The organism is Shimia sp. (assembly GCF_039969785.1).
In the GTDB taxonomy this organism is placed as follows: Bacteria; Pseudomonadota; Alphaproteobacteria; order Rhodobacterales; family Rhodobacteraceae; genus Shimia.
On sequence record NZ_JBDVNC010000051.1, the window covers coordinates 66,634 to 81,667 of the forward strand.

Annotated in this window: 16 protein-coding genes and 1 tRNA gene; 6 read left to right on the forward strand and 11 right to left on the reverse strand. The window is 55.8% G+C overall.

What is annotated here, in order from left to right; translation table 11 throughout:
• Positions 1 to 58 precede the first annotated feature (58 nt).
• Both ykgO and ABJI08_RS22680 read right to left on the reverse strand, forming a co-directional pair.
• On the reverse strand, positions 59 to 184 hold the full coding sequence (ykgO, locus tag ABJI08_RS22675) for a type B 50S ribosomal protein L36 (RefSeq protein ID WP_008562923.1): 126 nt from the start codon (positions 182 to 184) through the stop codon (positions 59 to 61).
• A gap of 74 nt (positions 185 to 258) precedes the next feature.
• Positions 259 to 333: transfer RNA gene (locus ABJI08_RS22680), tRNA-Val, on the reverse strand.
• A 149-nt stretch (positions 334 to 482) separates the two neighbouring features.
• Here ABJI08_RS22680 and ABJI08_RS22685 point away from each other — a divergent pair.
• Complete coding sequence (locus tag ABJI08_RS22685) at positions 483 to 1,346, forward strand: N-formylglutamate amidohydrolase (RefSeq protein WP_348404123.1); 864 nt, start codon at positions 483 to 485, stop codon at positions 1,344 to 1,346.
• Between the two features lie 44 nt (positions 1,347 to 1,390).
• On the opposite strand, the gene ABJI08_RS22690 is transcribed toward ABJI08_RS22685, so the two are convergent.
• The gene (locus ABJI08_RS22690; protein ID WP_348404124.1) at positions 1,391 to 2,644 is read right to left on the reverse strand and encodes a DNA polymerase IV; all 1,254 of its coding nucleotides are present in this window, start codon (positions 2,642 to 2,644) and stop codon (positions 1,391 to 1,393) included.
• A 30-nt stretch (positions 2,645 to 2,674) separates the two neighbouring features.
• On the opposite strand from ABJI08_RS22690, the gene ABJI08_RS22695 reads away from it, so the two are divergent.
• Positions 2,675 to 3,127, forward strand: coding sequence for an NUDIX hydrolase (locus ABJI08_RS22695; RefSeq protein WP_348404125.1), 453 nt, complete (start codon positions 2,675 to 2,677; stop codon positions 3,125 to 3,127).
• On the opposite strand, the gene dxs is transcribed toward ABJI08_RS22695, so the two are convergent.
• From dxs to ABJI08_RS22725, 6 genes are all read right to left on the reverse strand, one after another.
• Positions 3,113 to 5,041 (reverse strand): 1-deoxy-D-xylulose-5-phosphate synthase, encoded by a 1,929-nt coding sequence (dxs, locus tag ABJI08_RS22700; RefSeq protein ID WP_348404126.1) that lies wholly within the window; start codon positions 5,039 to 5,041, stop codon positions 3,113 to 3,115. The two genes, ABJI08_RS22695 and dxs, sit on opposite strands and share 15 nt — an antisense overlap.
• 16 nt (positions 5,042 to 5,057) lie before the next feature.
• On the reverse strand, positions 5,058 to 5,927 hold the full coding sequence (locus tag ABJI08_RS22705) for a polyprenyl synthetase family protein (protein ID WP_348404127.1): 870 nt from the start codon (positions 5,925 to 5,927) through the stop codon (positions 5,058 to 5,060).
• A 52-nt stretch (positions 5,928 to 5,979) separates the two neighbouring features.
• Positions 5,980 to 6,222 carry an exodeoxyribonuclease VII small subunit gene (locus tag ABJI08_RS22710; protein WP_348404128.1) on the reverse strand — a complete coding sequence of 81 codons (243 nt, stop codon included), beginning with the start codon at positions 6,220 to 6,222 and terminating at the stop codon, positions 5,980 to 5,982.
• On the reverse strand, positions 6,219 to 7,154 hold the full coding sequence (locus ABJI08_RS22715) for a histone deacetylase family protein (RefSeq protein ID WP_348404129.1): 936 nt from the start codon (positions 7,152 to 7,154) through the stop codon (positions 6,219 to 6,221). Before ABJI08_RS22715 ends, ABJI08_RS22710 begins: the two co-directional genes overlap by 4 nt.
• A gap of 105 nt (positions 7,155 to 7,259) precedes the next feature.
• Positions 7,260 to 7,961 (reverse strand): response regulator, encoded by a 702-nt coding sequence (locus ABJI08_RS22720; protein ID WP_348404130.1) that lies wholly within the window; start codon positions 7,959 to 7,961, stop codon positions 7,260 to 7,262.
• 12 nt (positions 7,962 to 7,973) lie between these two features.
• Positions 7,974 to 8,471: a MarR family transcriptional regulator gene (locus ABJI08_RS22725; protein ID WP_348404131.1), complete on the reverse strand. Its 498-nt coding sequence runs from the start codon at positions 8,469 to 8,471 to the stop codon at positions 7,974 to 7,976.
• A gap of 165 nt (positions 8,472 to 8,636) precedes the next feature.
• Between ABJI08_RS22725 and ABJI08_RS22730 the strand changes: the two genes are divergently transcribed.
• A complete protein-coding gene (locus ABJI08_RS22730) occupies positions 8,637 to 9,509 on the forward strand; it encodes a branched-chain amino acid aminotransferase (protein ID WP_348404132.1) in 873 nt (290 codons plus the stop codon).
• A gap of 102 nt (positions 9,510 to 9,611) precedes the next feature.
• Positions 9,612 to 11,129: a malonyl-CoA synthase gene (locus tag ABJI08_RS22735; RefSeq protein WP_348404133.1), complete on the forward strand. Its 1,518-nt coding sequence runs from the start codon at positions 9,612 to 9,614 to the stop codon at positions 11,127 to 11,129.
• Between the two features lie 26 nt (positions 11,130 to 11,155).
• Here ABJI08_RS22735 and ABJI08_RS22740 read toward each other — a convergent pair whose 3' ends face one another.
• On the reverse strand, positions 11,156 to 11,560 hold the full coding sequence (locus ABJI08_RS22740) for a helix-turn-helix domain-containing protein (RefSeq protein WP_348404134.1): 405 nt from the start codon (positions 11,558 to 11,560) through the stop codon (positions 11,156 to 11,158).
• 224 nt (positions 11,561 to 11,784) lie between these two features.
• Here ABJI08_RS22740 and ABJI08_RS22745 point away from each other — a divergent pair, with 224 nt between their 5' ends.
• Complete coding sequence (locus ABJI08_RS22745) at positions 11,785 to 12,129, forward strand: GFA family protein (protein WP_348404156.1); 345 nt, start codon at positions 11,785 to 11,787, stop codon at positions 12,127 to 12,129.
• Positions 12,130 to 12,137: 8 nt separating this feature from the next.
• On the opposite strand, the gene ABJI08_RS22750 is transcribed toward ABJI08_RS22745, so the two are convergent.
• Positions 12,138 to 13,094, reverse strand: a complete 957-nt coding sequence (locus tag ABJI08_RS22750; RefSeq protein WP_348404135.1) for a helix-turn-helix domain-containing protein — start codon at positions 13,092 to 13,094, stop codon at positions 12,138 to 12,140.
• A 150-nt stretch (positions 13,095 to 13,244) separates the two neighbouring features.
• On the opposite strand from ABJI08_RS22750, the gene ABJI08_RS22755 reads away from it, so the two are divergent.
• Positions 13,245 to 14,975 (forward strand): sulfatase-like hydrolase/transferase, encoded by a 1,731-nt coding sequence (locus tag ABJI08_RS22755; RefSeq protein ID WP_348404136.1) that lies wholly within the window; start codon positions 13,245 to 13,247, stop codon positions 14,973 to 14,975.
• Positions 14,976 to 15,034: the final 59 nt, after the last annotated feature.

A 15,034-nucleotide genomic window follows, 5' to 3' on the forward strand; every position in this document is an offset into this window, starting at 1 on the left:
AGCAAAAGCCGCCCGGTTGGGCGGCTTTTGAAACTGTCAAAGTTCCATTTCTGGAAACTTAGCCCTGACGTGCTTTGAAGCGGCGCTGGGTTTTGTTAATCACGTAAACGCGGCCCTTGCGGCGCACAACCCGGCAATCGCGATGCCGGTTTTTGAGCGAGCGGAGCGAGTTTTTGACCTTCATGGTCTTCTCCTCATTTCGCGGCGCGGCGTGCGCCTGGGGTTACGGGTACCCCGCATGACGGGGCAATGAATTCATGGTGGGCGATACTGGGATCGAACCAGTGACCCCTTCGATGTCAACGAAGTGCTCTACCGCTGAGCTAATCACCCATGTCCCAGCTGGAAAGCCAAACCCCCTAACAAAAGGGGGCGCGGAAGACCGCGCCGGTGGCGGTTTCTATAAAAGGAGTCGTCGGGGGGATCAAGGGCTTTTGATGTAATAGTTTTTATGGCTATATTTTCATCCAGAAGGAGTCGCAATGCCCACAGAATCCTATCGCATCCTAATGCCCGAGAACCGCAGTTCGTCGGTGGTTTTCGCGTCTCCTCATAGCGGTTGTGATTATCCCGAGTGGTTTGTGCGGCGATCCTTGCTAAATGCGCACTCAATCCGGTCGTCCGAGGACGCGTTTGTCGATCAATTGTTCGATTCGGCCGTTGATAATGGTGCGCCGTTTCTTGTTGCAGGGGCGCCGCGCGCGTTTCTTGATCTGAACAGGGCATCAGACGAACTTGACCCGGCGCTGATACATGGTGTGCGAAAAGTAGGTCACAACCCGCGTATTGCGTCAGGGCTGGGTGTGATTCCACGCGTCGTGGCGAACAGTCGATCTATCTACAGTGGCAAGTTGACACTGGAAGAGGCCAATCGCCGGATCGACGCTTATTGGCGGCCCTACCACACCAAATTGCAGGGCTTGCTGGACGAGTCCCATCAAATGTTTGGCGAGGCGATTTTGATTGATTGCCATTCAATGCCCAGAGAAGCCGTGCAAAACGTGTCTCGCGAGGCCGGACGCCGCCCCGAGGTGGTACTGGGGGATCGTTTCGGAGCAGCCGCGCATAGCGATGTAGTTGATCAGATCGCAGCCGCGTTTGCAGAGGCTGGCTTTGCCGTGTCCCGGAACACGCCGTTTGCTGGCGCCTATGTCACGCAGCACTATGGGCGGCCGTCGCGCCGTCAACATGCAATACAAGTTGAGATCGACCGGTCGCTTTATATGGATGAAAAGAAAATTCAGCCCAACGCCGATTTTGAAGCCGTGCGGGCGCGATTACGTCGTGTCATTGCACGCATCACAGATATTGGGCGCGAAGAAGAGCGTCCTTTAGCTGCGGAATAGATATTAAAGCTGTCAGTTGTTACGCCAAAGCGGAGTTTTTTGGCCTAGCGCATGGACCGGCCTTTGAGGATGGCACCGGAACCAAACCTTTTCCGTATGGCGTCTGTCGCGCGTTCAGCTTTGGCGCGTTGTACGGCTTGCGGATCCAGCAAGTCACCTGACAAGTCAGCCTGCGTTGCGGGAACCAGATCGGCCAGACCAACGCCAATCAGGCGATATGGACCCTGATCGCCAATCTGATCGAACAACCCGCGCGCCGTGCGATAGACTGTATCGGCCATTTGTGTTGGATCGCGCAGGCTAAGCCGTCGGGAGATCAGGCTGTGATTGGCACGTTTCAGTTTCAGGGTCACAACGCGCCCGGCCTTGTCTTTGGCCTTGGCCCGGTCGGATACTTTTTCCGACATGCGCCACAAATGCCCGTCCAGAATGTCCGGATTGCCAGTGTCTTCGAAAAACGTCGTCTCATTGCTGATGCTTTTGATGGGCGTGTGCGCCGACACTTTGCGACGGTCCAGTCCGCGGGCGAGATGCCACAATCTGTAACCCATCGACCCAAACCGCGCGCTCAGATCTTCTTGGTCCCAGCGCAGCAGGTCGTTGAAGGTCCGAATGCCTGCCTGTTCAAGGCTTTGCTGTGCGGCGGGGCCAATCCCCCAGATCAGGCGAACCGGCTTTTCGCGCAGGAACGCGTCGGTTTCGGCTTTGCCAATCACAGAAAAGCCGCGTGGTTTGTCCAGATCAGACGCCACTTTGGCCAGAAACTTATTGTGCGACAGACCGATTGACCCGGTCACGCCAAGTTCATCCTTCATCCGTTTTGTCAGGCGGGCCAGCATGACGGCTGGGGGCGCGCCGTGCAGTTTTTGTGTTCCGCCAAGGTCCATAAAGGCCTCGTCCAGCGACAGGGGCTCAATATCCGGGGTCATTTCATCCATCAACTGACGGATGGCCCGGCTGACGTCGCCGTAAACGGACATTCGCGGTTTGATCACAACGGCCTCAGGGCACAGCTTGAGCGCCTGAAACATCGGCATGGCGGATTTTACACCGCGAATGCGGGCAACGTAACACGCGGTCGACACCACGCCACGACGCCCGCCGCCGATGATCACCGGTTTGTCAACAAGCTCGGGGTTGTCGCGCTTCTCGACACTGGCATAAAATGCGTCACAATCCATGTGCGCAATCGACAGATCAAACAATTCGTCATGCCGCACAATACGCATGCTGCCGCATGTCGCGCATCGGCGCTCATCGGTCAATTGGGTCAGGCAATCGCGGCACAGCGCTGGCATGGTGTCTCGTCAAACAGGAACGTCGGCAACATGAGTGTATCATTTCGGGACAGCGCCGACAGCGACAAAGCGCAAGTGTTCGGCGGTGCGAAGATGGCCTTGTTTGTTGGTGCGCGCATCCTGACGATTTTGCGAGACGATTTTGACCATATCCCCTGGCCCGGGAGTTGGGACTTTCCTGGCGGTGGACGAGAAGAAGGCGAGTCTCCGCTGGAGTGTGTTTTGCGCGAGACGCAAGAGGAAGTGGGTTTGATCGTTCCGGACGGGTGTATTCGGTGGAGCAGACCCTATCTCAGCGAAAGCGACAGGAAGTGGTTTTTTGCCGCGCATTTACCCGCGACGTGTGAAACAGAGATCGCGTTGGGCTCAGAAGGGCAATGCTGGGAGCTGGTCTCGGTTGACGCCTTTCTGTCACGAGACAAGGCGATTCCCTTCCTGCAAACCCGACTTAGCGACTATCTGGCTGGTTCAGGCGCGTCGTGAATCCAGCGAGGTTACGCCAAGAACATCAAGCACTTTGGCCTCGATCTGTTCGGCATTCATCGCTGCCACATCGTACATTGTCTTTGGGCTGGCCTGGTCAATGAACACATCGGGCAGCACCATCGACCGGTATTTCAGACCATTGTCGAACACGCCGTTTTCCGCCAGCATCTGGGCCACATGGCTTCCAAAGCCGCCGATAGCGCCTTCTTCGATGGTGATCAGCGCTTCGTGATTGGCGGCCAGATCAAGGATCATGTCACTGTCCAGCGGCTTGGCAAACCGGGCGTCGGCAATGGTCGGCGTGATGCCTTTCTGCGACAATGCCTCAGCAGCTTTGCGTACTTCTTCAAGACGGGTGCCAAACGAGAGCAGGGCAACCTTTTTGCCTTGTTGGATCATGCGGCCCTTGCCGATTTCCAACACGTCACCCTTTTCGGGTAAGTCAACGCCAACGCCTTCGCCTCGTGGATAACGAAACGCAATGGGACCTTCGTCATGGGCTGCGGCAGTTGCGACCATGTGCACCAGTTCAGCCTCGTCCGCGGCGGCCATAACCACCATGCCCGGCAAATTCGCCAGATAGGCGATGTCAAACGAACCAGCATGGGTGGCGCCATCGGCCCCCACCAGACCAGCCCGGTCAATGGCAAAGCGTACAGGCAAGCGTTGGATCGCCACGTCGTGCACCACCTGATCATAGCCGCGTTGCAGGAATGTCGAATACATCGTGCAAAACGGCTTCATGCCACCAGCTGCCAAAGCCGCCGAAAACGTCACGCCATGCTGTTCTGCAATCGCAACGTCAAAACAGCGGCTTGGATAGCGTTCAGCAAACAGATTCAGCCCGGTTCCGTCTGGCATCGCCGCCGTGACTGCACAAATCCGGTCATCCCGCGCGGCCTCTTCGACCAGCGTTTTGCCAAAGACAGAGGTATAGCTGGGCGCGTTTGACGGGGCTTTTTGCTGTTTGCCGGTGACAACATCAAATTTCGCAGTCGCGTGACCCCGGTCACGTGCTTGTTCCGCCGGAGCGTATCCTTTGCCCTTTTTGGTGATGATGTGCAGCAGAACCGGACCGGTGGCGCGTTGGCGCAATGTGCGTAACACCGGAAGCAGTTGTTCCATGTCATGCCCGTCAATCGGCCCGACATAGGAAAAGCCAAGCTCTTCGAACAACGTGCCGCCAACGGCCATGCCCTTGATCATTTCCTTGGCGCGTTTTGCGCCTTCTCTGAACGGTTCTGGCAAAAGCGACACGGCGCCCTTGGCTGCGGCGCGGAATTCCTGAAACGGTTCACCGGCATAAAGCCGCGACAAATAGGACGACATGGCACCCACAGGCGGCGCAATGGACATGTCATTGTCATTCAGAACAACAAACAGACGCTTATTCAGATGCCCGGCGTTGTTCATCGCCTCATATGCCATCCCGGCAGAGATCGAACCGTCGCCGATCACAGCAATTGCGTCGCCAAGACCACCGTCGCATTGGCCGCCCAGATCACGCGCTACGGCAAAGCCAAGTGCTGCCGAGATCGAAGTTGAGCTGTGGGCGGCGCCAAAGGGGTCATAAACGCTTTCGGATCGCTTGGTGAAACCGGACAGACCGTCTTCCATACGCAACGTGCGGATGCGGTCGCGCCGTCCGGTCAGGATTTTATGAGGGTAGCATTGATGGCCAACATCCCAGATCAGCTTGTCGCGCGGTGTTTCAAAAATGGCGTGCAGCGCGACGGTTAGTTCTACAACTCCAAGGCCAGCGCCAAGATGCCCACCTGTCTCTGACACCGCCGAAATGGTTTCGCTGCGCAATTCCTGTGCGACCTGGGCCAGTTCCGTATCAGTGAACTGTTTCAAATCCGCTGGGCTGGCCACGCGGTCAAGCAAAGGAGTGTCGGGTCTGGCTGACATGTGCAGCGCCTTTTTGTTAGCTGTCCCGCGAAATAACGAACCGGGCCGCCTCTCGCAAGGCGTCGGCATGTTCACCATAGGGTGTTAAGGCGTCGCAGGCATCATCAATCAATGCCCGTGCGCGGGTTTTGGCACCTTGCAGCCCCAACAAAGAGACAAAGGTCGCCTTGCCTGCGTCTGCATCCTTGCCCAACGCCTTACCAACCTTTTGTGTGTCGCCTTCGATGTCGAGAATATCGTCGGCAATCTGAAAGGCCAGACCAAGCGATTTTGCATAGCGTTGCAATGGGTCGGTATCGGCGCGGGCCATCACCGCCCCGACTGTGGCGGACCACGTGAACAATGCCCCGGTCTTGCCCGCCTGAAGACGCGTGATTTCAGACAGGGTGAGCGGCGCGCCTGCAGTTTCCGCAGCAATATCCAGCGCCTGTCCCAAAACCATCCCCTGTGCGCCGGCTGCACGCGCCAATGTCAGCGTCAGATCTGCCCGAACCGCGGGATCCTGGTGGCAATCCGGGTGGCTGACGCACTCAAACCCCAGCGTGTGCAAGGCATCCCCGGCAAGCACGGCGGTGCATTCATCCCATTTGACGTGCACTGTTGGCAAACCGCGCCGCAATGCGTCGTCATCCATACAGGGCAGATCATCATGCACAAGGCTGTAGGCGTGGATCGCTTCAATCGCGGTGGCCGGCCAGATTGCCTGATCTGGCGGTACGTCATGTAATCGCGCGCTTTCCAGCACAAGGAAAGCACGCAGCCGTTTTCCACCCGCGCTGGCATATCGCATGGCGTCGACCACGGGCAATTGCCCCATGGACGCCATGACGTGTGTCAGATGCGTCTCGACCTGATCGGCAGCATTTTTGAGGCGGAATTCAAACACGGTAGGTGCCTTTGAAAATGGACCCGGGCTGAAACGATGCGGTCCGCAGGTCTCAGAGACCTTCGGTTGCTGCTAGGCTTGCGGGGTTTCCGTCGTTGTCCAGTTTAATGGTCGCAACTTTTTCTTCGGCTTCCTTGAGCTTTTTCTCGCAGCGGGCCTTAAGATCGGCACCGCGTTGATAAAGTTCGATAGACTTTTCCAGCTCAACGTCACCGCGTTCCAATTGGCCAACAACCTGCTCAAGTTCGCGCAGGGCTTGCTCAAAGGTCATTTCACTGACGGGCGTATCACTCATCCGGCTCTCTCCATCAAAACTCTTGCATGTGCGGCAACCGAGTCCGCCAAAGCGTTCAGATCATATCCGCCTTCCAAAGTCGAGACGACCCGGCCAGATGAATGCACATCAGCCAGATCGCAGATGCGTTTTGTCAGCCAGACGAAATCGTCGGTTGTCCAGTTCAGCTGGGCCAACGGGTCGGCCATATGTGCATCAAACCCGGCGGAGATGATGATCAGCTCGGGTTTGAAACTGTCGACAGCCGGAAATACTTCGGCCTCATATGTGGCGCGCATCAGGCGGCCATCGCTGTGGGGCGGCAGCGGTATGTTGTGGATATTGTTGTGCCCACCGGTTTCATGCGGCAGACCAGTTCCCGGCCACAAGGGGTTTTGGTGTGACGACACGAAAAGCGCGCGGGCCTCATCCCACAACAAGGCTTGAGTCCCGTTGCCGTGATGCACATCGAAATCAACAATCGCCACACGTTGCAGACCGTGGCGTTCCATCGCGTGTCTGGCGGCAATCGCAGCATTGCCAAACAGGCAAAACCCCATTGGCGTTTCCTGCTCTGCATGATGCCCCGGAGGGCGGCAGGCGACAAACGCGTTGCCAATGTCACCGCTTAGGACAGCGTCAACAGCGCTGATATTTCCGCCTACAGCCCGGCGCGCGGCCTGTACAGAGCCCGGCGACATATGCGTGTCGCCGTCCAGCGCAAATGACCCGCTCTGTGGTTGAGAGGCGACAATTCTGTCGATGTGGGATTGCGGATGACACAAAAGAATATCCGCATCCGAACACAGCGGCGCATCTCGTCGATCCAAAGATTGAAATGCCGGACCAGACAGAGCCTGAGTGATGTGTTCCAGCCGCGCCACCTGTTCCGGGTGACCGGGCGGGGTGACGTGGTTCATACAGTCGGGATGGGTAATCAGTGCGGTTGTCATGGAGGAACCCTAAGATGTGTGGCCGCGACGACGCAAGCAAATCAACATGCGTGATATGGTCAGAACGGGCTGGTGGATTTGAACGTTCTACGCGCAGAAAAAGCGTCAGTCCGGAGCCAGCATATATCCGGCACCGCGCACAGTCTGCAAATATCTGGGTTGCTTAGGGTCTTCTTCCAGCTTGCGACGCAGGCGGGTGATCTGAACGTCAACTGCACGTTCCTGTGCCTGGCCTTTGTCGCGCCCCAACTCTTCAACAAGCCTGGCGCGCGTGATGGGTTCTGCGGGGGTGGCGGAAAAGATGCGCATCAGGTGTGCTTCGGTCGCGGTCAGACGGACCGGGGTTTCGCCCTGCCACATTTCCCCACGATCGATGTCATACCGGATCGGACCCAAATGCAGCACCTTGGGGATGGAATCAGATTCGTCCGGTTCCGGCATCCGGCGCAAAATAGCGTTGATCCGCAGCAACAGCTCTTTGGGCTCAAACGGTTTGGCCAGATAGTCGTCGGCACCCGCTTCAAGCCCGGCAATACGGTCGTCGGTCTCGCCCTTCGCGGTCAAAAGCAGGATCGGCGTCATCGAGGTTTCGCGAATTGACCGGGTCAGGGACATGCCATCTTCGCCGGGCATCATGACGTCCAGAACGATCAAATCGAAATCCAGACCAGAAAGGATACGTCTGGCATGCGCCGCATCGCGTGCAGGGGTCACCAGGAACCCGTTGCGCATCAGAAACGTGCGCAACAGCCCGCGAATGCGTTCGTCATCGTCAACAATCAGCAGGTGGGGAGCAACGTCATTCATGGCAAAGTGTCCTTACTGCCCGGTATCGCGCAATGACAGGTACTGGCGTTTCAGATCCCGGTCCATCATCGATTCCAGCACGCGTCGGAACCCTGCAACGGCATCCGGACCGGCATCGCGAAAGGCCGCCCGCATTCTGGCGCGCTGGGCGTCAGACAAGCGGTTCTCAAGTGCTTCACCGGCTTCTGTAAGATACATATTCCTCTCACGACGATCCGCGCTGCCGACCCTGCTTTCGACCAGACCATCTTCGATCAAGGTACGCAAAACACGATTAAGAGACTGTTTGGTCACACCTAAGATGGCAAGAAGATTGGTTACAGTTGTGCCGGGTGCGCGCTTGATAAAATGGATCGCCCGATGGTGAGCGCGGCCATAAGCCATGGTGGTCAGAATGCGGTCCGGATCAGCGGTAAACCCGCGATATGCGAAATACATTGCCTCAATACCCTGCCGCAGCTGTTCGTCCGTCAGATACAAAAGACTTTCGCTGCTGGATGTCTCTCCCATATCTGACCCGATCCTTGTGCGTATTCGTTACGCTCACAATACGTCAGCTTTATTGACACTCCAACCCTGAACTGGTAGCGGCATCCAGATTTTGCGCAACTTTGTGACCGGATCGGCCCTTGGACGCGCAATTAATGAAAACTAACGTTAGGCGAAGGAGCGACCATGGCGGGCGCAGCGTATGATGATCGTGACGGTGTAATCTGGGTAGACGGTGAATTGGTGCCGTGGAGGGACGCTAAAGTTCACATTCTGACCCATGCTATGCACTATGCCAGTTCGGTCTTCGAGGGCGAGCGCGCCTATAACGGCAAGATTTTCAAAAGCCGCGAGCATTCCAAACGCTTGATCGCCTCTGCCGAAGCACTGGATATGCCAATGCCGTGGTCTGTGGATCAGATCGAGGCTGCCAAGGAAGAAGCGTTAAAGGCAAGCGGACTGGAAGACGCCTATGTACGCGCAGTCGTCTGGCGTGGGTCCGGCGAAGACATGGGCGTCGCATCCGCCAAGAACCCGGTGCGGATGGCCGTCGCCGTTTGGGGTTGGGGCGCATATTATGGCGATGCCAAGATGCAGGGCGCCAAGCTGGATATCGCGGAATACAAACGCCCTTCGCCTGAAACCATTCCAGTGCACGCCAAGGCCGCTGGTCTTTACATGATTTGCACGATCTCCAAGCACAAAGCCGAGGCCAAAGGTTGTTCTGACGCGTTGTTCATGGATTATCGCGGCTATGTTGCCGAGGCGACCGGCGCGAATATTTTCTTTGTCAAAGACGGCGAAGTGCACACACCGCTGCCGGATTGCTTTCTGAACGGCATCACCCGTCAGACAGTGGTTCAGATGCTGCGCGATCGCGGTGTGAACGTGATCGAACGCCATATCCTTCCTGAAGAAATGGAAGGGTTCGAACAGTGCTGGCTCACCGGGACGGCCGCTGAGGTTACGCCGGTTGGGCAGATTGGCGATTATACATTTGAGGTTGGTGAACTGACACGCGACATCGCCGAGGCCTATGAAGCGCTGGTGCGCGCGTAACCTCTGAATTGGCTTTGGCCGTTTCGGACCGGTGAACTCGGGGGCATGTCGCCGTGTATCAACATGGCGGCGCGACGCGTGCCCCGGATCAGGAGATTGAACATGACCAATCCTCTTTATGATACCCTGTTTGGGAAACACCTCGGTGAAACGACACCCTTTTTGCAGCTGGCGGATGGGTCCGAGGTGTCGCATGACGCGTTTCTGCAGCTCGTGGCCCAATATGCAAACGGCCTGAAAAAAATGGGTGTTGTGCCCGGAGTCCGGGTCGCAGTTCAGATCGAAAAGTCGCCTCAGGGGCTTGCGGTGTATGCCGCCTGCGTTCAGGCCGGGTTGGTATTCCTTCCCTTGAACATTGCTTATACCGCCAGCGAAGTTTCGTATTTTATCGAAAACAGCGGCGCCAGGGTCATCTTGTGTGATGCGGCCCGCGCGACGACCCTGACCTCTATTGCCAAAACCACAAACGCAAAGCTTGAAACGTTAAATGCCGATGGCAGCGGGTCATTTGCGGCGCTGGCAGAAACGATGCCGACAACGTTCCAAACGGTGGACCGGGACCAAGACGATCTGGCGGCATTCCTCTATACATCCGGGACAACCGGGCGTTCCAAGGGGGCGATGCTTACCCAACGCAACTTGCTGTCCAACGCCGAGGTTCTGGTGAAAGAGTGGCGCTTTGGCTCGGATGATGTGCTTTTGCACGCGCTACCCATTTTCCATACGCATGGGTTGTTTGTGGCGACAAATATCATGCTGCTCGCAGGCGGAAAAATGATCTTCCTGCCCGGTTTTCAAATCGATGACATGATTGGGCTGATGCCACAGGCCACGGCGTTGATGGGTGTGCCAACATTCTACACGCGCCTTCTGAACGACGCTCGGTTTACGCAAGATCTGACCCGCCATATGCGCCTGTTCGTGTCCGGCAGCGCACCTCTTTTGGCGGAAACCCACACGCAATTTGAACGCCGTACCGGTCACCGTATTCTGGAACGCTATGGCATGACCGAAACCAATATGAACACGTCCAACCCTTATGACGGCGAGCGCCGCGCGGGCACAGTTGGGTTCCCGCTGCCCGGGGTTGAGGTCAGGATTACAGACCGCGACAGCGGTGCGGTGTTGCCTCAGGGTGAGATTGGCGAGATCGAAGTGCGCGGCCCAAATGTTTTCAAAGGCTACTGGCAAATGCCCGAGAAAACGGCGGAAGAGCTGCGCCAGAACGGATTCTTCATCACCGGCGATCTGGGTCACACGGATGAAGACGGCTACATCCACATTGTGGGGCGCAACAAAGACATGATCATTTCAGGCGGGTTCAACATTTACCCCAAAGAGATCGAGCTGTTGCTTGATGACGCGCCCGGTGTTCTGGAAAGCGCCGTGATCGGCGTGCCCCATCCCGATTTTGGCGAAACAGTTGTGGGCATTCTTGTTGCCGAGAGGGGCGCCGAACTGGACGTCGAAAGCATCAAGGCTGATATTAGCCAAACGCTGTCGCGGTTCAAGCATCCTAAACAATTGATTATTTTACCCGAGCTTCCACGAAACACAATGGGCAAAGTGCAGAAAAACGTCTTGCGGGATGCATACAAAGACTTGTTCAAACCCGTCTGAGTTTTTGGAACCAGTTCGCCCAATTGCTAGAGAATTTTGAGGTCGATTTCTGCGAGTGAAACCTCGTCTGTTCCGGCCTCGACCAGAGCGACCTTGAGTGGGTTTTTGCTTTCACGATGGCTGATGGCAATGGCTGGCTTCCCATCCTTGAGGTGCTTATCTCCCCATTGCATGAGCGCGAATATCGTAAGGCTCAGCTCGCGCCCCTTCGCCGTCAGCACATATCCGGGTCTCGAACGGGCACCTTCGACTTGATATTGTTTGCGTTCAAGGATGCCGTGCGCAACGAGATGCTTAAGCCGTGACGTGAGCACGGAACGGGGAATGCTGATGTCTTCCCGAATATCGTCAAACCGCTTCACACCGTAAAAAGCCTCGCGGATGATCAGCATCGTCCACTTTTCCATGAGCAATTCCGACGCAAGCGCCATGCCACAGTCACACTTGGCCACTGGCGCAAGACGTTTTGTCAGTTTCGATTCATCTGAGTTTGACAAATGGATTCAGCCTTGATATTTAGAGATAAGTTCGAAAATCATACTTAGCATTGCGCTGGTGCAAATTCAAATTCCTATTTTTGATTGGAGACAAAATGAACATGTCCGGCGGTTGTTATTGCGGCAAAGTGCGGTACGAAATATCTGGTGACCCGCTGATGAAGGGACAATGCCATTGCCGGCAGTGTCAACACATCGCCGGGGGCGCACCTCAATACTACATGGTGTTCAAAACAGAGGACTTTCGGTTCACGGCCGGGACTGTAAAGACGTTTGAGCGACAGGATATCGACGACCCGGTCAGCCGCGCATTCTGCGAGACCTGTGGCACACATATATCAACCCGCAGACCAGACTTTGATGGCGTGATCCTGAAAGTTGGCACGCTTGATGACCCTGCTTGCTTTCAAGCGCCGCGCATTGCGATTTTCACCAAAGAAGCGCAGCCCTTTCACCACATCCCCACAGATTTGGCGCGCTTTGAGGGGCTCCCGGATTTTTGAGACGACTATCAGACTGTGCCGTTTGCTTTTGTTTGCGAAGGCAACTCGCCAAACATGTTCCGATAATCACGCGCAAATTCTCCAAGATGCCAAAACCCGTATTCGTTTGCCACATCGGAAATCCTGAGATGTTCTGGCCCGGCACAAATCCGGGAACGCGCACGGTTTAGACGCACACGCAGGTAATAACTCTTTGGGCCAAAACCGAATTTATCCTTAAAGGCACGATCAAGTGTCCGCCAGGATGTCCCTGACATTTCACAAATTTCGCTGATTGGCAGGTTTTCATGCTGATGCTCGACCATGAACGCGAGTGCTGTGTTCAAGGCGCGGGCTCGCTTATGTGGGCTGGATTTGTGTGCCGTTTGGGGGTCGGTATTGGCTGACAGCAACAATGCAAGGATGATCTCTTCTTCATCGGCGCGCGTCATTTCTGAATGCACATTTCCAAGCAGCCGATTGGCAGCCTGGCGCATGTTACCAGGCGATTGTCCGGGGGCGGCGATCTGCGGCGTTCCGGAATTCCAAAGCAGCTCGGGAATTCCCAATCCGACCGCCTCTGCAATCCGTTCCACCTCGGTTTGAGCGATAGACAATGTGATGCCGTGAAATGACGCCCGGCTGACGCCATCAAACGGGTCGGTATTTCCAAATGTGACCATCTCTGTCGACGAAAGGTCTTTGCCCTGCCAGGTTTCGAGGGTGTTGGGATGAATAAGGCCAACTGACAAGGTCCCCTTCGGAGAGGCACCGGTCTGGTGCACCGCACGAGACATTGAAATCTCCAGCAGAGTGATCAATTCACCAGACCGCTGAAAGACTTTGGTTTCCATCGGGCCGGGTTCAATCTGTCGAAAATCTATCTCCCACGGGGACAGCCGATTGATCTCGTTCGGTTCGGCAAGCAATTGTGCGCCCGACTTTGACCCGGCAAGCTGTTTTGGCGAATTTCCGATGTGGTCCATACCCGTCGCTCATTAAACTTCACGCTATGTTAGCGACCCGAATGGGTCCACCACAAGTGTCGGCTGATGTGACGTACTGAAGTTGCTGTTCGCAAATTCGAAATTGGGCTCGCAAAGCGTCACCTCGCGACAAGTCTGAAGGGGAAATACATGAAATCTACCATAGGGATAGCCGTATCTCTGCTTGTCACCGCTGCCGCGGCAGGTGTGCAGGCCCAGCAAGGTCCGATTGTGCACGATGCCGAGTATTACATTCTGGAGGCACAGAATGGCAAAGTGTGGGAAGTTGAAGATGGCGAGCTGGATCAAAAACTGGCCGAGTTGCGCGAAAAGTTCGGAAAGCCGCCGAACATCATTCACTACATGTGGGATGACCAACCGCCTATGGCCTTTGGCGACCCCATGTATCAACAGATGCGCGGGTACACGACGCCCAACCTGAATAAACTTGCCGCAGAAGGCATGTTGTTTTCACGGATGTATACCGAACCGGGCTGCACCCCAAGCCGCGCTGCTGTTTTGACCGGTCAGAACGCAATTCGCACCGGAACATGGGAGATCGGCTTTCCAATCGAATACACTGGGTTGGCAGCAGAAAACGTGACCATGGCCGAAGTTTTGTCGGAGCAGGGCTATGCCACCGGCTTTTTTGGCAAACAGCATCTTGGTGATACCGAGGAATCCTATCCTATCAATCAAGGTTTCGACGTTGCCTTCTGGGCGCTCTACAATCAGGTCACAAGCCTTTACAACGCGACTGGCGAAGGCGCCAATGCCATTATCGGCATGAAAGAAGAGCTGCTCGCGGACAATCCCTATCAACGTGATCGGACTTTCGTTCAGGACGAAGGATTTGTTTTCTATATGGAAGGCAAAAAGGGAGAGCAGGCGGCGGAATGGCGTGATGGTTCACAGGAAATCAAAGATTACTATGACTTTGATATCGAGGGACGAGAGCGTGCAATCAGCTTTATTCGTCAGTCAGCCGAAGCAGACAAGCCTTTCTACGTGGCGTGGTGGCCGCTGTGGATTGCGTTCATTTCAGAGCCTGAAAAACGAACCCTGCAACGCGGGATGGTGGGCGAAAATTATCAGCGTGTGATCGAACCGGACATCGCTTTGCTACGCGAAACTCTTGAAGAGTTAGGCATTGCCGAGAACACCCTGGTGATTGCCATGGCCGACAACGGCCCGATGACCCACAATCCGCCTGCTGGTGCGGGTCTTGGCGAAGGCTTGTTCCGCGGTGGCAAAGGCGACTTCACCGAAGGCGGTGTCCGCGTTCCTGCGGCGGCATGGTGGCCCGGTGTTATTGAACCCGGTCAATATGTCGGAGACATGATCCACGAAGTTGACCTGTTCACCACGTTCGCACGCCTTGCAGGCGCGACGCCAGGCATTCCAACCGACAGGATCATTGATGGCATCGACCAGACCGCCCTGTTGCTAAAGGGGGATACACATGGTCGCCGTGACCACGTGTTTATTTATCAGGGGCCCGATCTGGCCGCGACGGTCAAAGATCAATACAAAATCCACTGGACATCAAACGATCCCGGGCAGGCCAAGTCAGGGCTGACAGCCGTCTACGACCTTTACAATGATCATCGGGAAGTGAACCCGATTGTCGTTGGTGGATTTCACTTCAAGGAACCGTTCAAACGGATGCGTGCACGGCATGAACTGTGGAAAAAGAAATTCCCGGACCGCGTTCACCGTCGCCAACCCGCCTACGGAAACCTTTCGAATGCAAGGCCCGCGACATTGGCGCTGTCAAAACCACCTGCAAATTTTGATAATCTGCCCTTCGACCCGCTGGAATTCATCGATCACCTCGACGAACTTCCCTACGAACTGAGTGAGCCCGGATTGGGTGAGTAAAACCTGTGTGGGCTGCCGGCTTCCGGCAGCCCACTGACAGATTTCTAATTTCGTTGAAG

Bases quoted from the DNA above. Each gene is read 5' to 3' on its own strand.
- ykgO (WP_008562923.1), bottom strand. From the start codon at position 184: ATGAAGGTCAAAAACTCGCTCCGCTCGCTCAAAAACCGGCATCGCGAT.
- ABJI08_RS22685 (WP_348404123.1), top strand. From the start codon at position 483: ATGCCCACAGAATCCTATCGCATCCTAATGCCCGAGAACCGCAGTTCG.
- ABJI08_RS22690 (WP_348404124.1), bottom strand. From the start codon at position 2,644: ATGCCAGCGCTGTGCCGCGATTGCCTGACCCAATTGACCGATGAGCGC.
- ABJI08_RS22695 (WP_348404125.1), top strand. From the start codon at position 2,675: ATGAGTGTATCATTTCGGGACAGCGCCGACAGCGACAAAGCGCAAGTG.
- dxs (WP_348404126.1), bottom strand. From the start codon at position 5,041: ATGTCAGCCAGACCCGACACTCCTTTGCTTGACCGCGTGGCCAGCCCA.
- ABJI08_RS22710 (WP_348404128.1), bottom strand. From the start codon at position 6,222: ATGAGTGATACGCCCGTCAGTGAAATGACCTTTGAGCAAGCCCTGCGC.
- ABJI08_RS22715 (WP_348404129.1), bottom strand. From the start codon at position 7,154: ATGACAACCGCACTGATTACCCATCCCGACTGTATGAACCACGTCACC.
- ABJI08_RS22720 (WP_348404130.1), bottom strand. From the start codon at position 7,961: ATGAATGACGTTGCTCCCCACCTGCTGATTGTTGACGATGACGAACGC.
- ABJI08_RS22725 (WP_348404131.1), bottom strand. From the start codon at position 8,471: ATGGGAGAGACATCCAGCAGCGAAAGTCTTTTGTATCTGACGGACGAA.
- ABJI08_RS22730 (WP_348404132.1), top strand. From the start codon at position 8,637: ATGGCGGGCGCAGCGTATGATGATCGTGACGGTGTAATCTGGGTAGAC.
- ABJI08_RS22735 (WP_348404133.1), top strand. From the start codon at position 9,612: ATGACCAATCCTCTTTATGATACCCTGTTTGGGAAACACCTCGGTGAA.
- ABJI08_RS22740 (WP_348404134.1), bottom strand. From the start codon at position 11,560: ATGGCGCTTGCGTCGGAATTGCTCATGGAAAAGTGGACGATGCTGATC.
- ABJI08_RS22745 (WP_348404156.1), top strand. From the start codon at position 11,785: ATGAAGGGACAATGCCATTGCCGGCAGTGTCAACACATCGCCGGGGGC.
- ABJI08_RS22750 (WP_348404135.1), bottom strand. From the start codon at position 13,094: ATGGACCACATCGGAAATTCGCCAAAACAGCTTGCCGGGTCAAAGTCG.
- ABJI08_RS22755 (WP_348404136.1), top strand. From the start codon at position 13,245: ATGAAATCTACCATAGGGATAGCCGTATCTCTGCTTGTCACCGCTGCC.